This window comes from Lysinibacillus sp. OF-1, from assembly GCF_028356935.1.
Lineage (GTDB): Bacteria > Bacillota > Bacilli > Bacillales_A > Planococcaceae > Lysinibacillus > Lysinibacillus fusiformis_D.
Map to the genome: position 1 here is coordinate 1,289,394 of NZ_CP102798.1, position 23,309 is coordinate 1,312,702.

The window sequence follows — 23,309 nt, forward strand, 5'->3', positions numbered from 1 at the left end:
TTTTCTTTTCAATATGTGTCACACCATGTACAATAGAAGTTAGAGAAAGATTGGAAGAGAGGGATCGTGAAAGTGTCAGAAAATATTTCAGTATTAGTAGTAGACGATGAGGATCGTATTCGCCGATTATTAAAAATGTACCTAGAGCGAGAAGGATACCTTGTTGACGAGGCAGAAAATGGTGAACAAGCGATCGAAAAATCTTTAGAAAAAGAGTATCACTGTATTTTACTTGATATTATGATGCCTGAAAAAGACGGGCTAGAAGTGTGTGCGGAAATTCGAGAACGCGCAGCAACACCCATTATTTTATTAACTGCAAAGGGCGAGGAAGCGAATCGTGTACAAGGCTTTGAGCTTGGCGCAGATGACTATATTGTAAAGCCATTTAGTCCTCGTGAGGTTGTGTTACGTGTGAAGGCTATTTTACGTCGTTCACAGGCTTTCTCACCAACGACAAATGCCTCTTCTTCAAAAGATTTAGTAGTGTTCCAGCATTTAATGATCGATCATGATGCACACCGTGTAACGGCAGAGGGCATTGAGGTTAATTTAACACCGAAAGAGTATGAATTACTATACTTCTTAGCAAAATCGCCAGACAAAGTATTTGACCGTGAACAATTACTAAAAGAGGTTTGGCATTATGACTTCTTTGGTGATTTACGTACAGTTGACACACACGTAAAACGTTTACGTGAAAAGCTCAACCGAGTTTCTGAAAACGCTGCTAAAATGATTGTGACGGTTTGGGGCGTTGGATACAAATTTGAGGTTGTCAATGAATAGAATATGGAATAGTGTTGTCGGGAAGCTATGGGTAACCATATTGCTTCTCGTTTCATTTGTATTATTTGTTTTCACGGTATTGATGCTTGAATTTCTTCAAAACTATCATATGCAGCAAGCCGAAATATCTTTACGGCAAACAGCTGCAACAGTAGCAAGTATAGTGGATGACAATGAAACAGCGGAATCTACTTCGGAATTATTAAAAGATATCTTACCTACAGGAACCAATGCATTAATTGCAATCAATCATGTTGAAGTATCCTTTGCCATGCAGGAGGGTGTCAACAAAAAAGAAATACAAGAGACCATTTTAGCCAATAAATCGTTTCGAGAAGTATTTCAATCAGATGAACCTATTACGAAAGAAATGATGATGCCTTCTTCGACAGATCAAGAAAAAATGGAATCTTATGTCGTGCTAGGTTTCCCATTAAATGTTGAAAATGCAGTACACGGAGCTGTCTTCATCTATCAAAGCCCAGATGCACTACATAAAACGTCTAAGGAAACAACGAAAATTGTTTTTTTGGCGGCTTTCATTGCATTTGTGCTGACGACATTCTTCGCGTTTTTCCTTTCCTCACGTATTACGTCACCACTTAGAAAAATGCGAGAGTTGGCTTTTGAAATTGCGAAGGGTAATTTTGAAGCGAAAATGCCAACAACTCAAAATGATGAAATTGGTCAACTTGCTGTTGCCTTCAATCAAATGGGCCGTCAATTAAAGCATAACTTAGAGGTCATCAATCAAGAAAATGAACAACTTTCAAATATTTTGACATCTATGACAGATGCAGTTATTACATTTAACCGTGACCTTACAATATTATTAAGTAATCCACCAGCTGAACGACTTATGCAAAAATGGTTCGTCAATAAAGGCTCACAAAGTGCTAAACCTATTCCTCCAGAGCTGTATCATATGCTTGATCATGTGCTAATGTTTGAGGATAAACTAGAAGAGGAAATTGAAATGGATGGTAACTACTATACATTTACTATTAGCCCTCTTTATAGTGGTGACATGATACGTGGGGCTGTGGCTGTTATTCGTGATATGACTGAGCAACATCGCTTAGAAAAACTACGATCCGATTTTATCGCCAATGTCTCTCATGAGCTACGGACACCAATTGCCATGCTGCAAGGATATTCTGAAGCATTAATGGATGATGATTTTATTCAGGATCAGGAAGAACGTAATGAGATTACTAAAATCATTTATGATGAATCGAAGCGGATGGGGCGTCTTGTAACAGATTTATTAGATTTAGCACGCATGGAATCGGGACATATGACGCTGTATAAAGATGAATTACCGATTAATTCTACATTCGAACGTATTACTCAAAAATTTGCACAGGTTGCAAAGGAAAAACACGTTCGTCTATTGTTTGAAAGTGAATTTAATGACGATGCCATGATTAATATCGATGAGGATCGTATTGAACAAGTGCTCACAAATCTAGTAGATAATGCACTTAGACATACGGATGAAGGAGCAGTCACTGTAAAAGTTGAGCAGGAACCAACATTCGCTAAAATATCTGTTCAAGATACAGGGCACGGCATTCCTCATGACGACTTACCTTATGTCTTTGAACGTTTTTATAAAGCAGATAAGGCACGTACCCGTTCAAAAGGTGGTACGGGTCTCGGCTTAGCCATTGCGAGAAATATTGTGAAGGCACACTCAGGTAATATTATGGTAGACAGTGTGCTGAAAGAAGGTACGACCTTCACGTTTTATTTACCGTTCGATTAATAACATGTATTGCTATTAATTGGCTGTAACTTTCACGAATGTAAGACGACAAATATTATAGAACGGGGGTGGAGTGCTTTGAATGACTCCGTGTTCCATCGACTATACGATGCATATCACCAAGACGTGTTCCAGTTTTTAATATATTTAGTAAAAAACCGTACATTGGCTGAAGATTTAGCACATGAAGTTTATGTACGAGTATTGCGCTCATATGATCAATTTGCAGGTAATAGTAGTGAGAAAACATGGCTTTTTGCTATTGCCAAAAATGTAGCGATTGATCATTTTAGAAAGCAGGCTGTACGCCAGAAGCATTCACTTGATTTCTTTGACTGGGAAACGGAACAGCTCCATTCAACCACACCATCACCGGAAGATATGCTACAGGCCAGTGATGAATTTATGCAAGTAGCGTCAGCACTGGAAAACTGTACAGGCGACCAAAAAATGGTCATTATTATGCGCTATTTTCAGGATTTATCGATTGCAGAAACTGCTCAAATATTAGATTGGACAGAAGCTAAGGTAAAAACGACCCAGCATCGAGCCATAAAATTTTTAAGGCAACAGCTACAGCCGATTAGAGAACAGGAGGCGAAACGGCAATGACGCATAAGCCATTTGATGATGAGCAGCTTGAACATGTATTGAACAATGCCCCTAAGCTTTCTGACCACCGTTCAAAAGAGGACATATTAAATCGGTTAATGGCAGATGCTCGCTTGCAGGATAACAGTTACCTTCAAGAAGCGATACAACAACCAAAAGAGGATGAACAAAAGCAAAGCAATTCCTCCATCCAAGAAGAACGAACAACACGATCTAAGCTTCGTAAAATGCCAATTTTTATGAGCGTTGCAGCAGTTTTTGCGTTAACGATACTTGTAGGCTCAATGGTCATGAATAATGATGTTGGACATAAGGATCAAGCTAGTACTGCCGATACGGCTACCTATTCTACTTTACAGGAAGATCTTTCTCCAAAGGAGGCTGCTACGCAAGACGAAGCACTCCAATCTCCTATCGTAGCAGAGCATGAGCGCATGTTATCTTTACGGTCATCTGTCTATGAGGAAGATGTGAAAGATGCTGTCGTTTTCCGTATTGGCTTAGCAGGGCGAGATGCGGAAAGTGTACCAATGACGTATGTGATACCAAATGAGCGAGTAGCAACGGATTTTGGAACAGAAAAACCTTCTACTTTACAGATGTATGAAAAATACGCGCCTCAAATAGATGAGAAAGCTAAAGGATTTACTGATTACCATCCTTACAAAGGTGAGCTGAAGGAGAAGGACGATAAGCTTGTCCATGTGCTACCAAAGGACAATAGCTATGATGTTGCTTCTGCTACTGTCAATGAGTACAAAGGAACTTTGGAGGATACATTCTCTGATTCTGAATATACAGAAGTTGAGATTCAAAATGAAGATGGAACACCTTATGAGTTTTCTCAAGAAGGTGAGCCAAGTCCACCTATGTCATTAACGAACGCCAAGCATTATAATTATTATATATATCAAGATGGTACAGGTGCAGAATATTTATCACCAGATTTCCGTCAAACATTTGCAAATGTCACAGAGGCGCTCACACTGATGAAAAATAAAAATGATGATGTCTATGTGTCCGTTGTTCCTGAAAACGTATCATATACGGTGACAGAGGAAGCAGAGGGCGTAGTCGTTACATTTGATCTTCCGCTTGATTTAACATCAATGGAACCGATTCGTGCCACACAACTGATTGAGGCCATGATGTTAACGGCTGCTAGCTTTGACCAACAATTACGCCTAAATAATGTTGTCCAAGAAAGCTGGGAGGGCTTTGATTTAAAAATGTTTTTACCAAAGCCTGTAGGGCCAAATAAGCAATATATGCCTTAGTCAAAGAAAATAACAATAAGAAATGGAGCATTCCTGTTCGGTGAGGATGCTCCATTTTTTTTACAATGCATACAAGTCTAATAGGTTTTTTGAGCAGAACTATTTACTTTTTGTTGATAATTCTTTATAGTAAAACTGTAGTATAAAATAATAGTGATTCATCTTCGGGGCAGGGTGAAAATCCCGACCGGCGGTAATAGAGTGCTAAACCGTTAATGTTTATTCATTAACTCGAATGGTTTAGGCAAAACTCTTTAGCCCGCGACCTGTGCAAATTTATTTGCATGGCTGACTTGGTGAAATTCCAAGGCCGACAGTTACAGTCTGGATGGGAGAAGATGGAGGTACGATCGTCATTCATTGTTATGAAATGAACTATGACTGAGCGCTTTTTTTGTATGGCTTTTAAAATAGTGCTCAAAAAATAGTTTAGATTGACGCTTATTCGTCATGCCTTTCTCCCTTGTGCTTTTTAATGCATAAGGGTTTTTTCATGCTAACAATTGAAAGATCGTCACCTTTCTTCTTGCGAGATTGAATCAGCAAAGAGGAGAGAGTTTTCTATGAAGAAAAATGTTAAACTTCAATCGTTTATTACGATTGGTATGCTGAGCAGTATTTCGTTTTTATTAATGCTTTTTAATTTCCCAATACCGCCGTTCCCAGCATTTTTGGAAGTGGACTTTAGTGATATGCCTGCATTAATAGCGGCCATCACAATGGGACCTGTAGCTGGTATTTTAGTAGAATTGTTTAAAAATGTGTTGGATTGGATTTTCTCGGGTACACCAACAGGTGTGCCAGTAGGGCATATTGCCAACTTTACAACAGGCATTTTATTTATTTTGCCAGTTAGCTTTATTTTTAATCGTTTTAAAACGACTGCTGGTCTTGTTGGAGGTTTAGCGACAGGAACAGTCGTGATGGCAGTAGGAATGAGCGTTTTGAACTATGTTGTATTTTTACCGATGTACACATATTTCCTTGGTATGGAACCTGTTGTAGGTGACTCCCTTTATAAAATGATCGTCGCTGGAATTTTACCATTTAATATTGTAAAAGGTATTTTATTAACAGCTATTATGGCGTTTTTATTTACTACAATGCGCAAATGGATCGACCGCCAGCGCTCTATGTATATAGCAAAATAATGGACCATAAACCTCGAGTAGTTAGCTCGAGGTTTTTTTGTGGGAAGAAGTGATGGGACGAATAAAATTAGAAAAAAGTAGTAGAAAATGCTCGTGCTCTAGTGCTTTATTATTATAATCTAGTCGAAGAACACATTTTCATGTAGAATAGAGGGGAGTTTAGAAAGTTTGAGGAGTTTGAAGAGATGAGTGAAAAAAAGGGACAGTGGTCTAGTAAATTAGGATTTATTTTAGCATCAGCGGGTGCTGCGATTGGACTAGGAGCAATTTGGAAGCTACCGTATGTAACGGGGCAAAGTGGTGGAGGTGCATTCTTCCTAATCTTTGTGTTATTTACGTTATTAATAGGGTTGCCAATGCTATTGTCCGAGTATGTTTTAGGGCGTGGTACACAATCGGAGGCGGTAACCGCGTATAAAAAGGTTGCTCCGACAAAACCAGGATGGGCTTGGATTGGCCGAATGGGTGTGCTAGGTTGTTTTTTATTATTAACATTTTATAGTGTTGTTGGAGGTTGGATTTTTATTTACAGCGGGCTAGGCGTCGCTGGTGCTGTGATAGATCCTGCGATTGATCCAGCTGCACTATTTGGAAAAATTATAGGTACACCTTGGATTACGCTAGTAGGTTTAGCTTTGTTTACATTAGCTAACGTACTCGTTATTTCATTAGGTGTACAAAATGGTATTGAAAAGGCGAATAAATGGATGATGCCGTTACTCTTTGTGATGTTCATTGTTCTGGTTGTGCGTGCTGTTACATTAGATGGCGCAATGGAGGGAGTGAAATTCTTCTTATGGCCTGATTTCTCAAATATTACTGGTAGGGCATTATTAGAAGCGTTAGGGCAATCATTCTTTGGATTAGCTGTAGGATTTTCTTGTCTTGTTACATATAGTTCCTATCTAAAAAAAGATGTCAGCCTTCCAAATTCAGCAGGTTCTGTTGTGCTCTTAACCGTGCTTGTATCATTTTTAGCGGGTTTAGCAATCTTCCCTGTTGTGTTTGCCTTTGATTTAGAGCCAGCCGCGGGACCGGGCTTGTTGTTCATGGTGCTGCCGACAGCTTTTAGTCAAATGCCGTTTGGAGAATTATTTTTAGCGATGTTTTTATTGCTATTTTTATTTGCTACATTAACGTCATCATTTAGTTTATATGAGATTATCGTAGCGGCATTTATGGAACATAGTCAGAAATCTCGTCCGATGTGGACGCTTTTACTTGGTGTAGTCGTATTGATTGCGGCTATTCCAGCGGCACTTTCTTCTAGTGTTTTATCGGATGTAACCATTTTTGAGAAAAGTATTTTTGATGCCACTGATTTTTTAGTGTCGAATATAATGCTGCCATTAGGAAATTTATTCATTGCTATTTTTATTGCCCACATAGTGGATAAGGAATTTGTAAGGAAAGAACTGTTAATGGGTAGTCACTTAGGGCAGGGCTATTATGCAACATATCGTATGTTAATGTTAGTCGTTGTACCGATCGTTATTCTAGTTGTGTTCATTAATATGCTATTACAATATTAAAATAAAAAAAGTGTATCCATTGTGGAAATGGATACACTTTTTTTATGCATCGAAAATCAAGATAAATATATTCTAAAAAAACTATGTTATAAAACCTAACATATCTATTGCGTGAATTTCAATTTTCATGTATTTTAAGAACAGTTATAAAAACGTATGTTAACTAAATTTACATTGGAGTGGTGAAGAGTGAAACATTACACAAAAGAAGATATTATACGCCGAGTAAAAGAAGAAAATGTGAAATTTATTCGCCTACAATTTACGGATATATTAGGAACAATCAAAAATGTGGAAGTCCCTGTCAGTCAGTTAGAAAAAGCATTAGATAATAAAGTCATGTTTGATGGTTCATCCATTGAAGGTTTTGTGCGTATAGAGGAATCTGATATGTATTTAAAGCCTGACTTTGATACATTCGTGATTTTTCCTTGGACTGCTGAGAAAGGCAAGGTGGCTCGTTTTATTTGTGATATTGCCAGACCAGATGGAACGCCGTTTGAAGGAGATCCGCGCTCCAATTTGAAACGCGTTTTAAAGGAAATGGAGGAGTTAGGCTTTACTTCCTTTAATTTAGGGCCAGAGCCAGAGTTCTTCTTATTCAAACTGGATGATAAGGGGCATCCAACACTAGAGTTAAATGATAGTGGAGGCTACTTCGATTTAGCACCGACAGATTTGGGAGAGAATTGTCGTCGTGATATCGTTTTAGAGTTAGAGGGAATGGGCTTTGAAATTGAAGCCTCCCATCATGAAGTCGCACCTGGTCAGCATGAAATTGATTTTAAGTATGCTAGTGCCATTGAGGCATGTGATAACATACAAACGTTTAAGTTAGTCGTAAAAACCATTGCTGCACAGCATGGTCTCCATGCAACATTTATGCCAAAGCCATTATTCGGTGTAAACGGCTCAGGAATGCATTTTAATCTATCATTATTCGAGGGTGATAAAAATGCCTTCTATGATGAACATGCAGACTTACAATTAAGTGCAACGGCACGTAGTTTTATGGCAGGGATTATAAAGCATGTACACGGCTTTACCGCTATTACGAATCCACTTGTTAATTCCTATAAACGACTAGTGCCTGGCTATGAGGCTCCTTGTTATGTAGCGTGGTCTGCTCAAAACCGTTCACCACTAATTCGTATTCCAGCAGCTCGTGGACTATCTACTCGAATTGAATTGCGTTCAGTTGATCCAGCCGCAAATCCATACTTAGCAATGGCTGTTATTTTAGCATCTGGACTTGATGGCATACGGAAAGATTTAACGCCACCTGCAGCAGTAGATCGTAATATTTATAAAATGACAGCAGGAGAGCGAGAGTTGAACGGAATTGATAGCTTACCTTCCTCATTAGAATATGCGTTGATTGAATTAGAGATGGATACCATTGTTCGTAATGCACTAGGCGATCATATTTATGATAAATTTACAGTCGCCAAAGAAATTGAGTGGAATAAATATCGCACACGCGTCCACAACTGGGAACGTGAGGAGTATTTAACGATGTACTAAAAAGCGTTGGAGCTGTTTTGGCTCCAACACTTTTACATTTCCTTTCTTTTCATCTATTATTAGAGAAAAGGAGTGTGGGCAATGACACAAACGACCCAGGTTGTGACCATTCAAAACAATGATATTGTGCAATTTGAACATGACATTAACCGGGCTTTAGTAGATTTAAGAAGCTTTTTAATACTTGATATCAAATACAATACGCTCTATATTGGCGAACAGACAGTCATCCATTCTGCTTTAATTATTTATCAACAAAACGATTAGCAATATGTACTTGAGATGAGTCATGTCATTAAGACGTGACTTTTTTATTGAAATAAAGATAAAAGAAAGGCACGATCTTCTGGAAAAGTTTATGACAATTGGGCCACTTCATTTTTTGATTGCCAAGCAATGTCATAAATTAATTCGTCAGGATCATGAATCATCATTTGTCCGTCAATCATAACTGTTTCAAAGTAATGAACTTCCACAGCTTCATTCTGCTTACAATAAATTTCTTTTAGAATAGCCACTATATAGCCCGTTTCTTCATAAACCTCTCGAATACAGCAAGCCTTAAAATCTTCCGCTGCTTCTTTACCACCTGATGGAACAGCCCACGTTTTTTCTTCTTCCACCGTTCCTTGTAAAACCATTAATAATTGATTGTTATCGTTCAAACAAATAGCAGCAGCACCTTGCCATTTTCCCAAGAGAAAAACCTCCATTTCATTTCTATTTATACTTAATTTACCTATTAAAGAACGTAGTTGTAAATATGTGTAGGATGGAGGGTGAAAATAAGTAGGGAGAATCGTCGGGAAAATACTTCCCTTTTAACCTGTCCAAAGTTAGCATAAAAAGACAGGTTATACAGCAATATCTATTTTATGATGGAATCAAGGAGTGAAAGCAATGAGTTGGATTGAGTCGATTCAAAAGGCCATTAATTTTATGGAGGATCATTTATTAGAGGACATTACGATTGAACAGATTGCACAGGAGGTTAATTCATCTGTCTTTCATTTTCAACGCACGTTTGCAATTTTGACGGATATGTCCATTGCTGATTATCTGCGACGAAGAAGATTGACATTAGCTGCACAAGAATTAATAGGCACGGAACAAAAAATAATCGATCTCGCCTACAAATATGGCTATGAAACTCCTGAAGCTTTTACAAAAGCGTTTCGTAAGCAGCACCATATAACGCCTAGTGAAGCAAGAAAGAAACAAGGGCCATTACAATCATACAATCGCCTGGTCATCCAGGTAAACTTGAAGGGAGCAGAACCAATGAAGTATAAAATCGTAGAAAAAGAAAAGTTTCAAATTGTTGGAGTGAAAAGAACGTACAACTGTCAAGACGGGGAGAACACACGAGAAATTCCTCTATTTTGGCAAGAGGTAAATCAAAGTGGCTTCGACCATCAACTATACCAATTAAATAATGGTAATATCAATGGAGTACTAGGTGTTTGTGTACCAAATACAAACCAAGGACAAAAGGGTTTCATTGATTACTGGATTGCTACAGATCATGTAGGGGAAGTAGGAGAAGATCTATTAACAATGGAAGTACCTGCCTCCAAATGGGTTGTCTTTGAAGTACATGGCCCTATGCCAGATGCGATGCAAAATACGTGGAAGCAAATTTATTCAGAGTGGTTCCCGTCCAATCCATACGAACCAGCAGGAACAGCGGAACTTGAGGTTTATCCTGAAGAGGATGCCTATAGTCCTGACTCCTATTCTGAAATTTGGATTCCAATTAAATAACAAGAAAGCCAAGAATGCATGGATTAAGCATTCTTGGCTTTTATTATTCAAAAGAAAATTTATCCTTTTTTTAGGTGTGTTAAAGATGTAAAATATATGTATGTTTAAAATAAACGATTGAGTTAATCGTGATATATTTTCATGAGGGGGTTAAAGTATGATGAGAGGTACGATTCAAAACAAGCGTGTAGAAATTTCACAAGAGGAAGCACAGCATTTCTTAAAAGTAGGGCAAGTAGCACATGTTGCAACGGTTGGTGAGGAAGGTTTTCCATACGTTATTCCGTTTGTCTATGTATATGAGGGAGAAGATAAACTATATTTGCATATTGGTAATATTCGAGAAAGCCATTTTTGGTCAAATATTAAACAAAATCCTAAAATCTGTATCGAAGTGAGTGAGATGGGTGATTTACATCCAGGGAAAAAATATGCCTGTCAATCTGCACTTGTGTATCAAAGCGTGGTGTTGTTTGGACAGGTCGTACGCATTGAGGAGGAGTCGAAGAAAGAATGGTTTTTTGATGCACTGCTTGAGAAGTATGGCAATCCTGCATGGACATTTGAAAAAGAAGGCTATCCAATTCTGCCTAAAATCGAGTTGTTTGAAGTACAAATAGAGAAGTTAACAGGGAAAATTAATCATGGCATGTATCACTAAATGAAGAAGCTAAGAATGATAGAATTCTATCATTCTTAGCTTTTAAATTTGATTTCGCTAAAGCGTATAGTTAGCCAGCAAAGTAAAATTTAATTTTTTCCAGCCTCCAAGATTTTCGTGATATTGGATGCAAAATATGGCTATCTGCGCATCATTCAGTCCCTTTAACTAAATTTATCTATTATTATAAGAGAATAGAAATAACAGGAGGAGGTAGCATGATGAAAATTATAGAGGCTCATTACCCAATCATTAAACAAACCATTAAAAGAGCCCCGACATTTGTGTATAGTATACTAGATCAATTAATAGAAGGTACGGTCTATACAGACACAGAGAATTTACAAACATTATTATTTCAAACAAAATCAGGAATCTATTTTGTAGCTGGCGATTCAATTCATACGGTACTTGACGATCAGCTTGTCTGTTGTTTTCAACAGTCTATAGAGCAAAAGAAACGTTTTACCTTATTTTCTTATTCAGAACAGTGGAATATTAAAATTGAACAACTGCTAAATGACCAACTTCGAAAATTAGAGCGCTATACCTTTACTTTCGATGAAAGTTTGTATGATTCTAGAGAGGAGCGGGAAATACCCAATTTTGAGGTTATGCCTATTACTCGTCATCATATAAAAAATGCACAGGCGTTTACCTATGCTTACTACGATGAATATTGGGATTCAACAGCTAATTTCCTTGAAAATGGTTTTGGCTATTGCTTAGTGCAGCAAGAGCAAATCGTTAGTGAAGCTGTCTCTATTTTTAAATCAAATGATTTTGCAGAAATTGATATTATGACAGATTCGAATTTTAGGGGGCAAGGATTGGCCGGCAGGATTGCCCACATTTTTATCGATCATTGTCTTGCCAACCAGCTGCATCTATTTATCTAGGCACAAAGCTTGGTTTTACGACTCCGCAAAAATATGCTATTTATACAAAGAAGTAGCCCACGCTGTTTGCAAAAACATCGTGAGCGTCATTGTTAAAAAAATCGATGACGTAATTCGAAAACGCGATAAAACAAACGGGCATCTCTAGCCATTTTATGATTTGCATTCATATGGGGGCGGAGGCATTGTTGAAACAATTCATCACAGAACTTTGTGCTACCATGGCGTGCATAGCATTCATCATGCAATTTACAGCAACTATCCACAGCATTCGTAGGCTCACCTGGTCCTGAGCAACCAGGTCCACAGTATCGATAACCAGGATAACAAAAACCGAGCTTGCGATTTCTATTCATCTGTTAAACCTCTCTTTACGATGTTTTTACTATAAAATATGAAACATTTTTTTGAAGAAGCGGATGAAAAACTATAAGACTATTTTTGATTTGTAAGGTTCCTGTAAGCTTTAAAAAAAATAGCTGTAAGGATGGGGAGTTATGCTAGCTATAGCATAAAAGATAAGGAGTTAATTCAACATGAATCCATCTGTTACACAAAAGGAACGTATCGTTTCCTTAGACATTATTCGAGGATTAGCGTTATTCGGTATTTTATTTATTAATGTAGGTGCCTATGTGGTCCTCATAGAGGGAGGTCCTATGCCTGATATGAGTGGTATCAATGGCATCATTGATTCACTTATTGATATTTTCATTGAAAAGAAATTCTTCTCTATCTTTTCATTTCTGTTTGGCGTTGGCTTTTATATTTTTGCTTCACGTGCAGAAGCTCGTGGGGATAAACCAAGAAAGCGTTTTGCTAGACGTTTATTGGCCCTATTATTGATTGGCATTATTCATATTTTTCTATTTTGGGGTTCCATCTTAGCCATTTATGCGGTGATTGGATTTTTATTGCTACCATTTTACTCTGTCAAGATTTCAACTATTAGTAAATGGTTATTTACCATCATTTCACTTCATATTCTTGTTATCCTAGGTCAAATGTATATGCCAAATAATGCTGTTTTATCAGCTATTTATGGCTTATTAGGAAATGATGCCGTAGCGATTTTTATCATGTTTTTAAGTGGTTTTTTAGTTGCAAAAGCTGGTTGGGTTGGCCATATTAGTGAGCATGCTCAAAAAATAAAAAGAGTGCTTTATAGTACATGTCCATTCTTTATTGGATTTTCTCTATGGATTTGGTTCGCATCACAAGCAGATGACCAACAAATCCAATCCATTATTGGCTTAGGAGTTGTGCCAACAACCTATTTTTATTTAAGCTGTTTATTTTTACTATTAGAAAATAAACAAATAGCGAAGCTGCTTCAACCAATTGGACGTGTAGGACAAATGGCGTTTACAAACTATTTGGCACAAAGCTTTATTGGGACGGCTATCATTTCGTTAATGGGCTTACAAGTCGTTTCACCATCAGAAATAGTAATCATCGCGAGCATTACTTTTATCATTCAAATTATTTTTAGTGTGATTTGGTTTAAATTCTTTTCAATTGGACCATTCGAAAAGCTATGGCGATTTATGACTTACGGCAAAAAAACTGTGACAAAGCAATCATAAAACTCTGGAAATCCCAAACATGCATACGGTTTGGGATTTTTTTGTTAAAATTAATTGTATGTTTTTGTAAAAGTGAAACCTATCATGATAGACAATCGTAAACTAGAGAACAGAAATAAAGGAGCGTTTATAATATGGCAAAGCAAATGAAAAAATATATGGCTGTGACAACGGCATCTTTTATGGCTGTCCAATTAGCAGCATGTGGCAATAGCGAAACACAGACAGTAGCTTCTTCTACGTCTACCCCAGTAACGGAAGATCAAGGTCAAGGAAACACAAATGAAGAGATAGTAAGTGTTTATAATAGTGAAATGGCAGATGCCTGTGATGAATGGCAAGAAGGAGACGATGGCTCCTATGAATGTCTTGATGAAAATTCTCCTTACTATGCACAGCATTTCTTTAATGGGCTTATGTATGCAACTGCTGGAGCAATGATTGGAAGTGCTATTTATAAAAGTCGTAATTTAAAAAATGGCACAGATCGAAATGAGCAAAATGGTGGCGGTTCTGCAGTACCGCGATCGACACAAAGTGGTAATGCAAATAATAAATCTACAAATGGTATTACAAACAGTTCAAAAAATAAGGCTGGTACAACTTCAAATGGTTCAAATACTTATTCGAGTGGACAACGCTCTTATTCAACAGACAGTTCATCAAAAAGCACGAACTCCTACTCTAATAGCTCCCCCTCCAGCAAAGGAAAATCTGGTTTTGGTTCAGGTGGAGCATCCCGTGGCGGCTCGTCCTCCTCATAAAGTGTGGAAAGGGAGCAAATAACATGATGAATCATACACAACAACGGCAAGCGTTCTATTCAAAATTCTCAGACTTTTTTCCTGACTTTGAGGATTTAGAGTATGCGTTATATGATGTCTTAGAATTGCCAAAGCAGCAGATCGATCAACTTCACTACGCAACACAAATACTTTGGCGCATCTTTTTAAAAGTAGGGAAACAATTTAAGCATTTGTCGATTGATCAACTTTTAGCGTTAGGGATTCGCCCTGAAATGATACCGTATATTCAATTAGACTATTTACAACAGCAATCTGTTTTGGCGCGATTTGACTTTGTTTGTACAGAGGAGGGCCACATTAAATGTCTAGAGTTGAATGGAGAAACACCGTTCCTTGTACAAGAAACCTTCGAGATAAATGAGGCACTTTGTCAGCATCTTGGCTATAACAATCCAAATGATACAATAGCTTTACAAAAAACATTGTCAGGTGCGCTTTTTGCTGCCATGCAATATTTACATAATGTTAAAAAGCCAAAGGTTGTCATCACGGGTAAAGCAGCCAAAGAGGATTATGAGGAGTATTGCCAGGTACAGTTTATTAAGCGCTGTATTCCTTTTGATATTGAGTATGTACCTATCCAGGATCTCATCATATTTACTAGTGATACACCACATATAGTACAAGGTCTTTATACACCTGCAATGGAGAAAATCGATATATTATTTCGACCTGCACATCCTGTAGAGTTTTTAATGGATGATGTAGCATCAGATGGTGATCGCATTGGGCTGCATTTGTTAGAACTTGTCAAAAAACGACAGTTAGCTATCATTAATCCGCCTGCTGCTTATGTATTACAATCGAAAATCTTATTGTGGTTAATATGGGAGCGGAGAAACGATCCTTTACTCTTTACCGCTGAGGAACGGGTAGCTATTCAGCAATATATGCTACCAACCTATCTTTCAGCTGAGCCGTTTATTCGTAATAATTTTCCTTATGTGAAGAAGCCTGTTTATTCTCGGGAAGGAAATACAGTAGAAATTTACGCAGCAAGTGGGCAGAAAATAAATGCCTCCACATCCACACATTATGATGATAATTTATTTATTTTCCAACAGTATGTGGAGATGCCTAGCATGACAATTCAATTAAAAGAAGGATATCAGACTAAAAAATGGCTAATAGGTTCATTTGTTGCTGACAATCGAGCATGTGGTTTAAGCTGTCGTGTCGGTAATCAAATAACAGAATGGGATTCACATTGGCTAGCTGTGGGTTATAGGGACTAACAAATCTAGTTTTGTAGAAGTGGCGAGACTGTTAATAGTCTCGCCAATCGTTTAGTCCTTATTCATTCCAGCCTTTACAGACATCAATCCATTCTTTATAGGGGGCATACGTTTCGAGTTCTGAAATCGTTACCTCAATGGCAGAATTGCTGCTACCACATGCAGGAAAAACAGTGGTAAAACGTTTCAGAGATTCATCTAAATAAATGGCTACACCTTCGTTCACACCAAAAGGGCAAACACCTCCGACATCATGACCAATCATCGTCTCCACATCGTCTTTGGATAACATCTTTGCCTTTGTACCAAACATTGCTTTATATTTTGCATTATCGATTTTAGCATCCCCTGCAGCAACAATTAATACCGCGCCATCATTCACAAGAAAAGATAATGATTTTGCGATGCGTTCGGGCTCGCAGCCAAGGGCCTGCGCTGCTAATTCAACAGTCGCTGAGCTTTCTTCCAGCTCTTGTATTTTGTGCTCAACATGCCATTTTGCTAAATGACTACGTACTTTTTCAATCGCCATATGTACATTCCTCCTACTTTTATCACTGACGCCTCGTCATAATGGTGTCCTGATTCATTCGAGCTTGCTCTTCAAAAGCTCCTCTCCCTTTAAAGAGGGACTTTTCCGTTTTTTTTGTAAAAACAAAAGAAGTCGTTAAATCAAGATAAATTTAATTTTAGCATAATTTTCAGAATATATAGTTGTGAATGCTCTATCTTTCAAGTATGCTAACTATAGAGAGTGTAAAATTACACTAAAAGGGGGTTCCAATGTTAAAGTTTATACAAATCGTATCTGTGTTGATTGGTTTATCAGTAGTGACATTAATGGTTGCATTGATTATCACACTGAATGGCAGCATTCATTTGATACAGTTAGTTTGGACAGTACCTGTTTGTTTATTTGTCCTGTTTATTTGTAGTGTATTTAAATGGACCAACACCAAAAGACGAAGAGGATGGTTATTTGGAGTAATGGGTATTGCCTTATTAATAGCTTCCATCAAACCAATCCAACATTATTATAAAATGAGCATTCCTACTGTTGATGCGGAAATTGATGTATCTGCCTATCAGCCATTTACGCTGGGCAATAAAGTGATAAAGCCTGACACAAAAGCATCCTTACAATTGACCGAGTCATTACCAAGATTAGATGGTGCAACAGCCATGTATCCTTTGTATGCGGCTTTTGTAGAGGCTACTTATCCCAAAGGTGACTATCAGCCAGATACTAGTAGAGTTCAAGTAAGCCGAACACCTGAAGCCTATCAAAATTTAATAGCAGGAGATGTGGATCTTATCTTTGCAGCAGCACCGTCCACCTCACAAGAGTGGCAAGCAGAAAAGGAAGGTCTTACATTTGACATGACACCAATTGGACGTGAAGCATTTGTCTTCTTCGTGCATCATAAAAACAGTGTGGATAATGTAACGCTTGAGCAGGTGAAGAAAATATACGCTGGTGAAATAACCAATTGGCACGAGGTCGGTGGGGAGAATGAGCCAATCCGTGCTTTCCAACGCCCAGCAGATAGTGGAAGTCAAACAACATTAGAAAAATTGATGGGCAATACGCCAATTATGGCGGCGCCTTCTGAAGATATTGTGTCGGGAATGGGAGGAATCATTCGTGAAGTGTCGCAATATCGAAATTATAAAAACGCAATGGGCTTTACGTTTAGATATTATTCTACAGAGATGGTAGGTAATCAAAAAATCAAATTACTATCCATTGACGGAGTAGCCCCAACAAAAGAAACGATTCAAAATGATACATATCCTTTAGTTGCTGAATTTTATGCCATCACAGCCGGAACAGAAAATCAAAATACGCAGAAACTTATTGAATGGATACTTTCTGAGGAAGGGCAAGCGATAGTTGAAAGGGTCGGCTATGTACCAGTGGAAAATTATTAAAAGGTTTGCTATACTAAGAGCAACAATCGAATGAAAAGTTTTCTAGGGTTCCGTAGCTTTTGCTAGTCTGGTCCGAGAGAAAACCACAAATTAATTTTGTGACACGGAAGGATAAAAGCCTGGGAGATACTGTTTAATGACAGTTTCTTCAGGCTTTTTTGTTTGGCTAAAATCATGTTATTTGGCGAAAGCTGAGGAAGGTGCTTTATCAATCAGTTAATCGACCGTGTCTCATAAAATGGAGGGATTTAGGATGAATAAACAATGGATCAGTGTCATTATAGCGGCTTGCTTTGAAGTAGGCTGGGTCATTGGTTTAAAGCATGCAACGAGTGTGCTGGAATGGATTGGGACAGTTATTGCTATATTTATTAGTTTTTATTTACTCATAAAAGCGGGGGAGCATTTACCTGTTGGTACGGTATACGCTGTCTTTGTTGGATTAGGGACAGCGGGGACTGTTTGTGCGGATAGCTTGTTGTTTGGGGAGCCGTGGAAATTAGCCAAAATAATATGTATTGTTGTTTTACTTGCAGGAGTTGTGGGCTTAAAGCTTGTAACGGGAGAGCCGAAGGAACAAGAGGTGAATGAATAATGGCATGGATGGCATTAGTTATGGCAGGGTTATGTGAGATGATGGGCGTATATATGATTAGTAAATATAATAAAACAAAGACTATAAAAAATTTAGGGCTGCTGATTTTTGCATTTACCTTAAGTTTTGCGGGTCTTGCTTATGCGATGGAAACATTACCAATGGGTACTGCCTATGCTATTTGGACAGGAATTGGAGCAGCTGGGGGAGCACTACTGGGTATGTTATTTTTTAATGAATCAAAGGACTGGAGACGAATGGTTTGCATTGTACTTGTTTTAGGAGCAGCCATTATGTTGAAGCTATTGTCGTAAGAAAAAATGCACTTCCCCTTGTAAAAGTGGAAGTGCATTTTTTATATTATTTTTTTACGTCTTTTGTCCATTCTGCTACTTTATCTGGATTAGCTTCCACCCATTCTTTTGCAGCCTCTTTTGGATCTTTGCCATCCATTACTTCAAGCATGACACTTTCTAAATCCTCTGCAGTCCAGTGGAAGTTATCAAGCACCGAGTATACATCTGGTAAATCTTCTTTTAAGCCTTTACGAGCAAATGTATTAATTGTTTCTTCGCCACCATATACACCTTTTGGATCTTCTAAGTATTTAAGATCATATTTTGCAAATTTCCAGTGTGGTGACCAACCAGTTACAATGATTTCTTCTTTATTTTTTAACGCTTTTGCCAATGAAGTTGTCATGGCACCAGAAGAAGATGTAATAAAGTTCCAATCTGCTAAATTATCATATTCTCCTAAAGCTTTTTCTGTAGCAGCAGTAATACCAGCACCAGGCTCGATACCTGTAATAGTATGATCAGCTTCATTTGTTAAATCTTCAATAGAATTTACATTCATATAACTTGGGACAACTAAGCCAATTTTTGCACCAGCAAGGTTTTCGCCAAGCTCATCTAAATTAGCTTTATATTTCTCATATTGTGAGGCGTGTGTATGTGGTAACCATGCCGCTACCATTCCATCAGCCTCTCCTTTCGAAACAGCCTCCCACATAATCGCATTATCCAAAGGAGTTAATGCTACATCATAGCCTAAATCTTCGAGTACTTGCCCCACAACATTCGTTGAGGCGATTTCTGTATCCCATTCAACATAGGCTAAGTTGACCTCCTTAGAATCACTGTTTTTACCAGAGCTTGACCCTGTGTCGCCTCCACTACATGCAGCAAGCATGAGGCCTAGACCTAGAGCCATTCCTAACTTAGATAGTGTTTTCAGTTTCATCGAATCTCCCTTTCTATTCATCGTTTTGTATCAAACTGCCGACACCCATCGCTTGATGGCTGCAGGCGAGAAAGATTAACTATATTCTATAAAGCTTTCTTTTTATTGAAGCTTTGTGTTAAACGGTCAATGATAATCGCAAAAATAACTAAGCCTAAGCCTGCAACGAAGCCATTCCCAACTTGTGTACGCTGTAAGGCTGTTAATACTTCACGTCCTAGACCTGGAGCCCCAATCATAGAGGCGATAACTACCATAGAAAGTGATAGCATAACGGTTTGGTTAATTCCTGCCATAATCGTTGATTTCGCAAGAGGAATTTCTACTTTAAATAGTTTTTGACTAGCCTTACTACCATAAGAGTCTGCGGCTTCTACTAATTCCTTTGGTACCTGACGAATACCTAGGTTTGTCATACGTACAGTTGGGGGTAAAGCAAAAATAACAGAAGCAAAGACACCAGGCACAATCCCGATACCGAAGAAGGCAACTGCTGGGATTAGGTACACAAAGCCAGGCATTGTTTGCATGAAATCGAGTATTGGTTTAATAATGTTTTCAGCTATTGTTGATTTGGACATTAGAATACCAAGTGGAATACCGATGATGATGGATATAATACTTGAAAAGATTACAAGCGTGGTTGTCTCCATAAGGTGAGTCCATAATCCTTGGTTATAGATAAACAGCAAGCCTATTAATGAAAATGCGGCAAGCCCGAATTTTTTACCAGCTACAAAGAAGGCAAATATCACGACAAGTAATATAAGAATAATGGCTGGGATACTAATTAGTAAATCAGTGACCTGATTCATGAGTAGTTTTCCAAATTGTTGAATCGTGTTAAAGAACGCTGAAAAATTACTCGTCAACCAGTCCATAGCTGATTCAACCCACGTAGCTAGTGGAATTGTTGGAATATTATCTAAAAAATTATTCATGTGCTTCGGCCTCCTCATCGCTCGTTGACAGTGCTTGGATGACAACGCCTCTAATCAGAACACCCAGTAAGCGGTCATCTTTGACAACTGCAATAGGAGTAGGTGAATTATAGATCATTCCTAAAATATCCTGTAAAAGCATATCTGGCGGAACAGTTAACACCTCTGATTGCACAATAGAATGGACTGTTTGTTCGTGTTTTTTAGCTGCAGCCAGTGCATCATCAGCTGTAATAAATCCTTTTAAATGTCTATTTTTATCAACAGCCATTAATAAACTGACAGCCTCTTGACGCATACGTTTAAGCGCTACTTTAGGACCGTCAAGGTCTACATTGACATAAACAGGACGCACCATAACGTTTTCTGCTGTTAATACTTTCGAACGGTCCACATCTTCCACGAATGTTTTGACATAGTCATTGGCTGGATTGGTTAATATTTCTTCTCCTGTACCAATCTGAATGATTGAACCATCCTTCATAATGGCGATGCGATCCCCAATACGTAATGCTTCATTTAAATCATGTGTAATGAATAAAATAGTTTTCTTCAATTTTTGTTGTAGATCAAGTAGCTCATCTTGCATTTCTTTACGGATCAATGGATCCAGTGCAGAAAAAGCTTCATCCATTAATAGTATTTCAGGATCGTTGGCAAGGGCACGTGCTAACCCAACACGCTGCTGCATACCACCTGATAATTGACTTGGGTATTGATCTTTGTATGCGAGTAATCCAGCATTTTCGAGAGCCTGTTCCGCTTTTGCTTGGCGTTCTTGCTTTGAAATACCTCGAACTTCAAGGCCATATTCGGTATTTTGAAGTAATGTGCGATGGGGGAATAAACCGAAGTTTTGAAAAACCATACTCATTTTATTTCTTCTGACAGTCCGTAGACTTTCTTTTCCCATAGTAGAAATATTTTCTCCATCGATATATATATTTCCGCTCGTTGGTTCAATAAGGCGGTTTAAGAGCCGTATAAGTGTTGATTTACCACTTCCTGACAGTCCCATGATCACGAAGATTTCTCCTTCGTTGACCGTAAAGCTTGCATCGTATACACCAACAGTCGCACCTGTTTCTTTTAAGATATCAGTTTTACTTTTTTGCTGTTTAACGAGTTCTAGTGCTTGGGGAATATGTTTACCAAACACTTTTGATACGTGTTCTATTTTAATTTTTTCCATAGAAGCACTCCTTTCGTAGATTATTACTATGTGAGGATAATGATACCCAAAAATAAACAAGTAACAACCTTACTGTAACAAAGAGTTGTTACTTTTGTCAAATCGACTAATAAGAAAAAAACCGTTTAAACGCTGTTATATCAGCGTTTAAACGGTTTTTAATTTGGATATAAAAAGCTTTGAACTCTGGCGAAGCTTTCATCATTTCCGACAAAATAAATAATGTCACCTTCCTCAAATGAGACATAAGGACCAGGGGATAGTAATAATTCATTGCCACGTCGGATACCGACAATGGTGCTTGATGTATTTTGCCAAAAATTTAAGGTTTGTACAGTTTGATGAATGCATGGACTATCAGCTGTCATTTCTAATTGATAAGGAATGAATGGATTGACCGAACGGTAATGCTCAGTGCGGCTAATGAGCTGCTTTGCCTTGTCTTGTAAATTAATTAATTCATGATGCTGCTTTTGAATACTCGTCAATAGTTCATTTTGTATTTCGTGAATGGATTGAACATCATGAAACTGTCTGACGAATTGTGCTGCTTTTTCATACGATTTAATAATTACGCCGCTACCTTTAGAAGCCTCAACAATTTCTAAGTCTTGTAACACGGCAATGGCTCTTCTCGCAGTCTCTGCTGAAACATTGTATTGACTTGCAAGAGAGGATCTTGCGTATATTTTATCGCCAATGCGGTATTTTCTTTCTACGATCTTAGAGGCAAGGTCGATGGCTATTTGTTGATATTTTGGCTGCTTTACTTGAACATTTTTTTCTAAGTTCATTTTAAACTTCCTTTCGTCATTACAGTACCACAGCTTATTATAGACTAGCCTGCACAGAAAAAATAGCACCTCCATAAGCTAGTGGTATATGATGAAAAAGTAATGCTAAAATTTTGGTATCTATCATTTATATTAAAAGAATAATAGCTGTTGTTTGACACTTTTTAGTTATTATTATAAACTAAGTTACGTTATGTAAGTGATGTAAAAATACATGTGCTCAGTTGGCGAATTCAGCCAACTGTTTCTATAGAAGGTTGGAGATTAATATGACAATTACGACTAAAGTTATGGACTTAGTGAAGGATAAAATGACAATCGTGAAGCATACAAATACAGAAAATATTTGTCTAGTTGGCCCAGTAAATTTGCCTGTAAAACAAGGCGATTTTTCTGCATCATTTCAATGGTATAACTGGCTAACAGTTGATGCAAATTTAACGAAAGAGGAAATTATTGATGGTTTAGCAAATGCCAATTTAGCATTTTTGCAACAATCATCTGTGCTGGTGTATGGTGATTTTACCCATTCCGAGGATGCTTTAATCCGAATGCATAGTATTTGTCACACTGGTGACATCTTTGGCAGTCAGCGCTGTGATTGTGGCTACCAGTTGCATGAATCCATGAAAATGATCGCAGAGCACGGCTGTGGCGCTATATTTTATTTAGCCGATCATGAAGGTCGTGGCATAGGGTTATTCTCTAAATCTCTTGCTTATTTATTACAAGAGGAAGGGCTAGATACAGTAGAAGCAAATCATGCACTCGGCTTCCCAGATGATACTCGTTCATATGACGAGGCACTTGCGGTATTAGCTACTCTACGCACAAAACCTGTCACACTTATTACAAATAATCCGAAGAAATTGGCTGCTTTACAGGCTCGCGGTATGGCTGCCGAAGGGCATGTTCCATTATGGGGCGGTTTGACAGAGACAAATCGTTTTTATTTAGAAACAAAAGTTGAAAAATCTGGACATATGCGCGAAAAACAATAGGTGGA

At 38.0% G+C, this 23,309-nt stretch carries 25 protein-coding genes and 2 riboswitches; of the genes, 18 read left to right on the top strand and 7 right to left on the bottom strand.

Annotation, left to right across the window (positions count from 1 at the left end; all coding sequences use genetic code 11):
- The first annotated feature begins 72 nt into the window (after positions 1-72).
- The 8 genes from NV349_RS06075 to NV349_RS06110 all read left to right on the top strand — a co-directional run bounded on the left by NV349_RS06075 (position 73) and on the right by NV349_RS06110 (position 8,920).
- Complete coding sequence (locus NV349_RS06075) at positions 73-789, top strand: response regulator transcription factor (RefSeq protein WP_004232215.1); 717 nt, start codon at positions 73-75, stop codon at positions 787-789.
- Positions 782-2,557 carry an ATP-binding protein gene (locus tag NV349_RS06080; RefSeq protein WP_058843275.1) on the top strand — a complete coding sequence of 592 codons (1,776 nt, stop codon included), beginning with the start codon at positions 782-784 and terminating at the stop codon, positions 2,555-2,557. The genes NV349_RS06075 and NV349_RS06080 overlap by 8 nt, the downstream gene beginning before the upstream one ends.
- 78 nt (positions 2,558-2,635) lie before the next feature.
- Complete coding sequence (sigX, locus tag NV349_RS06085; RefSeq protein ID WP_036127894.1) at positions 2,636-3,169, top strand: RNA polymerase sigma factor SigX; 534 nt, start codon at positions 2,636-2,638, stop codon at positions 3,167-3,169.
- The gene (locus NV349_RS06090; protein ID WP_271912606.1) at positions 3,166-4,446 is read left to right on the top strand and encodes an RNA polymerase subunit sigma; all 1,281 of its coding nucleotides are present in this window, start codon (positions 3,166-3,168) and stop codon (positions 4,444-4,446) included. The genes sigX and NV349_RS06090 overlap by 4 nt, the downstream gene beginning before the upstream one ends.
- Before the next feature lie 156 nt (positions 4,447-4,602).
- A riboswitch (FMN riboswitch) is annotated at positions 4,603-4,790 on the top strand.
- 219 nt (positions 4,791-5,009) lie between these two features.
- Positions 5,010-5,597 carry an ECF transporter S component gene (locus NV349_RS06095; RefSeq protein ID WP_058843277.1) on the top strand — a complete coding sequence of 196 codons (588 nt, stop codon included), beginning with the start codon at positions 5,010-5,012 and terminating at the stop codon, positions 5,595-5,597.
- A gap of 185 nt (positions 5,598-5,782) precedes the next feature.
- Entirely contained in the window at positions 5,783-7,129 is a 1,347-nt protein-coding gene (locus NV349_RS06100; protein WP_036127836.1) for a sodium-dependent transporter, read from the top strand.
- Between the two features lie 189 nt (positions 7,130-7,318).
- Positions 7,319-8,653, top strand: coding sequence for a type I glutamate--ammonia ligase (gene glnA / locus NV349_RS06105; RefSeq protein WP_036127833.1), 1,335 nt, complete (start codon positions 7,319-7,321; stop codon positions 8,651-8,653).
- Positions 8,654-8,734: 81 nt separating this feature from the next.
- Positions 8,735-8,920, top strand: a complete 186-nt coding sequence (locus NV349_RS06110) for a sporulation protein Cse60 (protein ID WP_036127831.1) — start codon at positions 8,735-8,737, stop codon at positions 8,918-8,920.
- Positions 8,921-9,009: 89 nt separating this feature from the next.
- Here NV349_RS06110 and NV349_RS06115 read toward each other — a convergent pair whose 3' ends face one another.
- A complete protein-coding gene (locus tag NV349_RS06115; RefSeq protein ID WP_442916416.1) occupies positions 9,010-9,366 on the bottom strand; it encodes an NUDIX hydrolase in 357 nt (118 codons plus the stop codon).
- A 187-nt stretch (positions 9,367-9,553) separates the two neighbouring features.
- On the opposite strand from NV349_RS06115, the gene NV349_RS06120 reads away from it, so the two are divergent.
- The 3 genes from NV349_RS06120 to NV349_RS06130 all read left to right on the top strand — a co-directional run bounded on the left by NV349_RS06120 (position 9,554) and on the right by NV349_RS06130 (position 11,977).
- Entirely contained in the window at positions 9,554-10,417 is an 864-nt protein-coding gene (locus NV349_RS06120; protein WP_058843279.1) for an AraC family transcriptional regulator, read from the top strand.
- A 157-nt stretch (positions 10,418-10,574) separates the two neighbouring features.
- Entirely contained in the window at positions 10,575-11,078 is a 504-nt protein-coding gene (locus NV349_RS06125; RefSeq protein WP_271912610.1) for a pyridoxamine 5'-phosphate oxidase family protein, read from the top strand.
- 218 nt (positions 11,079-11,296) lie between these two features.
- Positions 11,297-11,977: a GNAT family N-acetyltransferase gene (locus NV349_RS06130; RefSeq protein WP_271912611.1), complete on the top strand. Its 681-nt coding sequence runs from the start codon at positions 11,297-11,299 to the stop codon at positions 11,975-11,977.
- A gap of 92 nt (positions 11,978-12,069) precedes the next feature.
- Here the strand turns inward: NV349_RS06130 and NV349_RS06135 are convergent, their stop codons facing one another.
- Complete coding sequence (locus NV349_RS06135) at positions 12,070-12,333, bottom strand: Parvovirus coat protein VP1-like protein (protein WP_082673680.1); 264 nt, start codon at positions 12,331-12,333, stop codon at positions 12,070-12,072.
- 180 nt (positions 12,334-12,513) lie between these two features.
- On the opposite strand from NV349_RS06135, the gene NV349_RS06140 reads away from it, so the two are divergent.
- The 3 genes from NV349_RS06140 to NV349_RS06150 all read left to right on the top strand — a co-directional run bounded on the left by NV349_RS06140 (position 12,514) and on the right by NV349_RS06150 (position 15,604).
- Positions 12,514-13,563 carry a DUF418 domain-containing protein gene (locus NV349_RS06140; protein WP_058843281.1) on the top strand — a complete coding sequence of 350 codons (1,050 nt, stop codon included), beginning with the start codon at positions 12,514-12,516 and terminating at the stop codon, positions 13,561-13,563.
- A gap of 134 nt (positions 13,564-13,697) precedes the next feature.
- Positions 13,698-14,327: a substrate-binding domain-containing protein gene (locus NV349_RS06145; RefSeq protein ID WP_036127814.1), complete on the top strand. Its 630-nt coding sequence runs from the start codon at positions 13,698-13,700 to the stop codon at positions 14,325-14,327.
- A gap of 23 nt (positions 14,328-14,350) precedes the next feature.
- The gene (locus NV349_RS06150) at positions 14,351-15,604 is read left to right on the top strand and encodes a glutathionylspermidine synthase family protein (RefSeq protein WP_271912612.1); all 1,254 of its coding nucleotides are present in this window, start codon (positions 14,351-14,353) and stop codon (positions 15,602-15,604) included.
- A 58-nt stretch (positions 15,605-15,662) separates the two neighbouring features.
- Here the strand turns inward: NV349_RS06150 and NV349_RS06155 are convergent, their stop codons facing one another.
- The gene (locus NV349_RS06155) at positions 15,663-16,136 is read right to left on the bottom strand and encodes a YbaK/EbsC family protein (protein WP_058843284.1); all 474 of its coding nucleotides are present in this window, start codon (positions 16,134-16,136) and stop codon (positions 15,663-15,665) included.
- Positions 16,137-16,387: 251 nt separating this feature from the next.
- On the opposite strand from NV349_RS06155, the gene NV349_RS06160 reads away from it, so the two are divergent.
- From NV349_RS06160 to NV349_RS06170, 3 genes are all read left to right on the top strand, one after another.
- Positions 16,388-17,536, top strand: a complete 1,149-nt coding sequence (locus NV349_RS06160; protein WP_271912614.1) for a PstS family phosphate ABC transporter substrate-binding protein — start codon at positions 16,388-16,390, stop codon at positions 17,534-17,536.
- Between the two features lie 31 nt (positions 17,537-17,567).
- Positions 17,568-17,664: riboswitch (guanidine-I (ykkC/yxkD leader) on the top strand.
- 125 nt (positions 17,665-17,789) lie between these two features.
- Positions 17,790-18,131, top strand: coding sequence for a DMT family transporter (locus NV349_RS06165; protein WP_036127755.1), 342 nt, complete (start codon positions 17,790-17,792; stop codon positions 18,129-18,131).
- Positions 18,131-18,445 carry a DMT family transporter gene (locus tag NV349_RS06170; protein ID WP_036127751.1) on the top strand — a complete coding sequence of 105 codons (315 nt, stop codon included), beginning with the start codon at positions 18,131-18,133 and terminating at the stop codon, positions 18,443-18,445. Before NV349_RS06165 ends, NV349_RS06170 begins: the two co-directional genes overlap by 1 nt.
- Positions 18,446-18,491: 46 nt before the next feature.
- On the opposite strand, the gene NV349_RS06175 is transcribed toward NV349_RS06170, so the two are convergent.
- The 4 genes from NV349_RS06175 to NV349_RS06190 all read right to left on the bottom strand — a co-directional run bounded on the left by NV349_RS06175 (position 18,492) and on the right by NV349_RS06190 (position 22,303).
- Positions 18,492-19,376 carry a glycine betaine ABC transporter substrate-binding protein gene (locus tag NV349_RS06175; protein WP_036127748.1) on the bottom strand — a complete coding sequence of 295 codons (885 nt, stop codon included), beginning with the start codon at positions 19,374-19,376 and terminating at the stop codon, positions 18,492-18,494.
- 86 nt (positions 19,377-19,462) lie between these two features.
- Entirely contained in the window at positions 19,463-20,317 is an 855-nt protein-coding gene (locus NV349_RS06180) for an ABC transporter permease (protein ID WP_036127746.1), read from the bottom strand.
- The gene (locus NV349_RS06185) at positions 20,310-21,509 is read right to left on the bottom strand and encodes a quaternary amine ABC transporter ATP-binding protein (RefSeq protein ID WP_036127743.1); all 1,200 of its coding nucleotides are present in this window, start codon (positions 21,507-21,509) and stop codon (positions 20,310-20,312) included. The genes NV349_RS06180 and NV349_RS06185 overlap by 8 nt, the downstream gene beginning before the upstream one ends.
- A 158-nt stretch (positions 21,510-21,667) precedes the next feature.
- Positions 21,668-22,303: a GntR family transcriptional regulator gene (locus NV349_RS06190; RefSeq protein WP_036127739.1), complete on the bottom strand. Its 636-nt coding sequence runs from the start codon at positions 22,301-22,303 to the stop codon at positions 21,668-21,670.
- A gap of 269 nt (positions 22,304-22,572) precedes the next feature.
- Here NV349_RS06190 and NV349_RS06195 point away from each other — a divergent pair, with 269 nt between their 5' ends.
- Positions 22,573-23,304, top strand: a complete 732-nt coding sequence (locus NV349_RS06195; RefSeq protein ID WP_089932088.1) for a GTP cyclohydrolase II — start codon at positions 22,573-22,575, stop codon at positions 23,302-23,304.
- Positions 23,305-23,309 lie beyond the last annotated feature (5 nt).

Bases quoted from the DNA above. Each gene is read 5' to 3' on its own strand.
- NV349_RS06190 (WP_036127739.1), bottom strand. From the start codon at position 22,303: ATGAACTTAGAAAAAAATGTTCAAGTAAAGCAGCCAAAATATCAACAA.
- NV349_RS06100 (WP_036127836.1), top strand. From the start codon at position 5,783: ATGAGTGAAAAAAAGGGACAGTGGTCTAGTAAATTAGGATTTATTTTA.
- NV349_RS06120 (WP_058843279.1), top strand. From the start codon at position 9,554: ATGAGTTGGATTGAGTCGATTCAAAAGGCCATTAATTTTATGGAGGAT.
- NV349_RS06125 (WP_271912610.1), top strand. From the start codon at position 10,575: ATGATGAGAGGTACGATTCAAAACAAGCGTGTAGAAATTTCACAAGAG.
- NV349_RS06175 (WP_036127748.1), bottom strand. From the start codon at position 19,376: ATGAAACTGAAAACACTATCTAAGTTAGGAATGGCTCTAGGTCTAGGC.
- NV349_RS06140 (WP_058843281.1), top strand. From the start codon at position 12,514: ATGAATCCATCTGTTACACAAAAGGAACGTATCGTTTCCTTAGACATT.
- NV349_RS06185 (WP_036127743.1), bottom strand. From the start codon at position 21,509: ATGGAAAAAATTAAAATAGAACACGTATCAAAAGTGTTTGGTAAACAT.
- NV349_RS06165 (WP_036127755.1), top strand. From the start codon at position 17,790: ATGAATAAACAATGGATCAGTGTCATTATAGCGGCTTGCTTTGAAGTA.
- NV349_RS06115 (WP_442916416.1), bottom strand. From the start codon at position 9,366: ATGGAGGTTTTTCTCTTGGGAAAATGGCAAGGTGCTGCTGCTATTTGT.
- NV349_RS06170 (WP_036127751.1), top strand. From the start codon at position 18,131: ATGGCATGGATGGCATTAGTTATGGCAGGGTTATGTGAGATGATGGGC.
- NV349_RS06180 (WP_036127746.1), bottom strand. From the start codon at position 20,317: ATGAATAATTTTTTAGATAATATTCCAACAATTCCACTAGCTACGTGG.
- NV349_RS06090 (WP_271912606.1), top strand. From the start codon at position 3,166: ATGACGCATAAGCCATTTGATGATGAGCAGCTTGAACATGTATTGAAC.
- NV349_RS06150 (WP_271912612.1), top strand. From the start codon at position 14,351: ATGATGAATCATACACAACAACGGCAAGCGTTCTATTCAAAATTCTCA.
- NV349_RS06080 (WP_058843275.1), top strand. From the start codon at position 782: ATGAATAGAATATGGAATAGTGTTGTCGGGAAGCTATGGGTAACCATA.
- NV349_RS06145 (WP_036127814.1), top strand. From the start codon at position 13,698: ATGGCAAAGCAAATGAAAAAATATATGGCTGTGACAACGGCATCTTTT.
- NV349_RS06130 (WP_271912611.1), top strand. From the start codon at position 11,297: ATGATGAAAATTATAGAGGCTCATTACCCAATCATTAAACAAACCATT.
- NV349_RS06160 (WP_271912614.1), top strand. From the start codon at position 16,388: ATGTTAAAGTTTATACAAATCGTATCTGTGTTGATTGGTTTATCAGTA.
- NV349_RS06195 (WP_089932088.1), top strand. From the start codon at position 22,573: ATGACAATTACGACTAAAGTTATGGACTTAGTGAAGGATAAAATGACA.
- NV349_RS06095 (WP_058843277.1), top strand. From the start codon at position 5,010: ATGAAGAAAAATGTTAAACTTCAATCGTTTATTACGATTGGTATGCTG.
- NV349_RS06135 (WP_082673680.1), bottom strand. From the start codon at position 12,333: ATGAATAGAAATCGCAAGCTCGGTTTTTGTTATCCTGGTTATCGATAC.
- NV349_RS06155 (WP_058843284.1), bottom strand. From the start codon at position 16,136: ATGGCGATTGAAAAAGTACGTAGTCATTTAGCAAAATGGCATGTTGAG.
- NV349_RS06110 (WP_036127831.1), top strand. From the start codon at position 8,735: ATGACACAAACGACCCAGGTTGTGACCATTCAAAACAATGATATTGTG.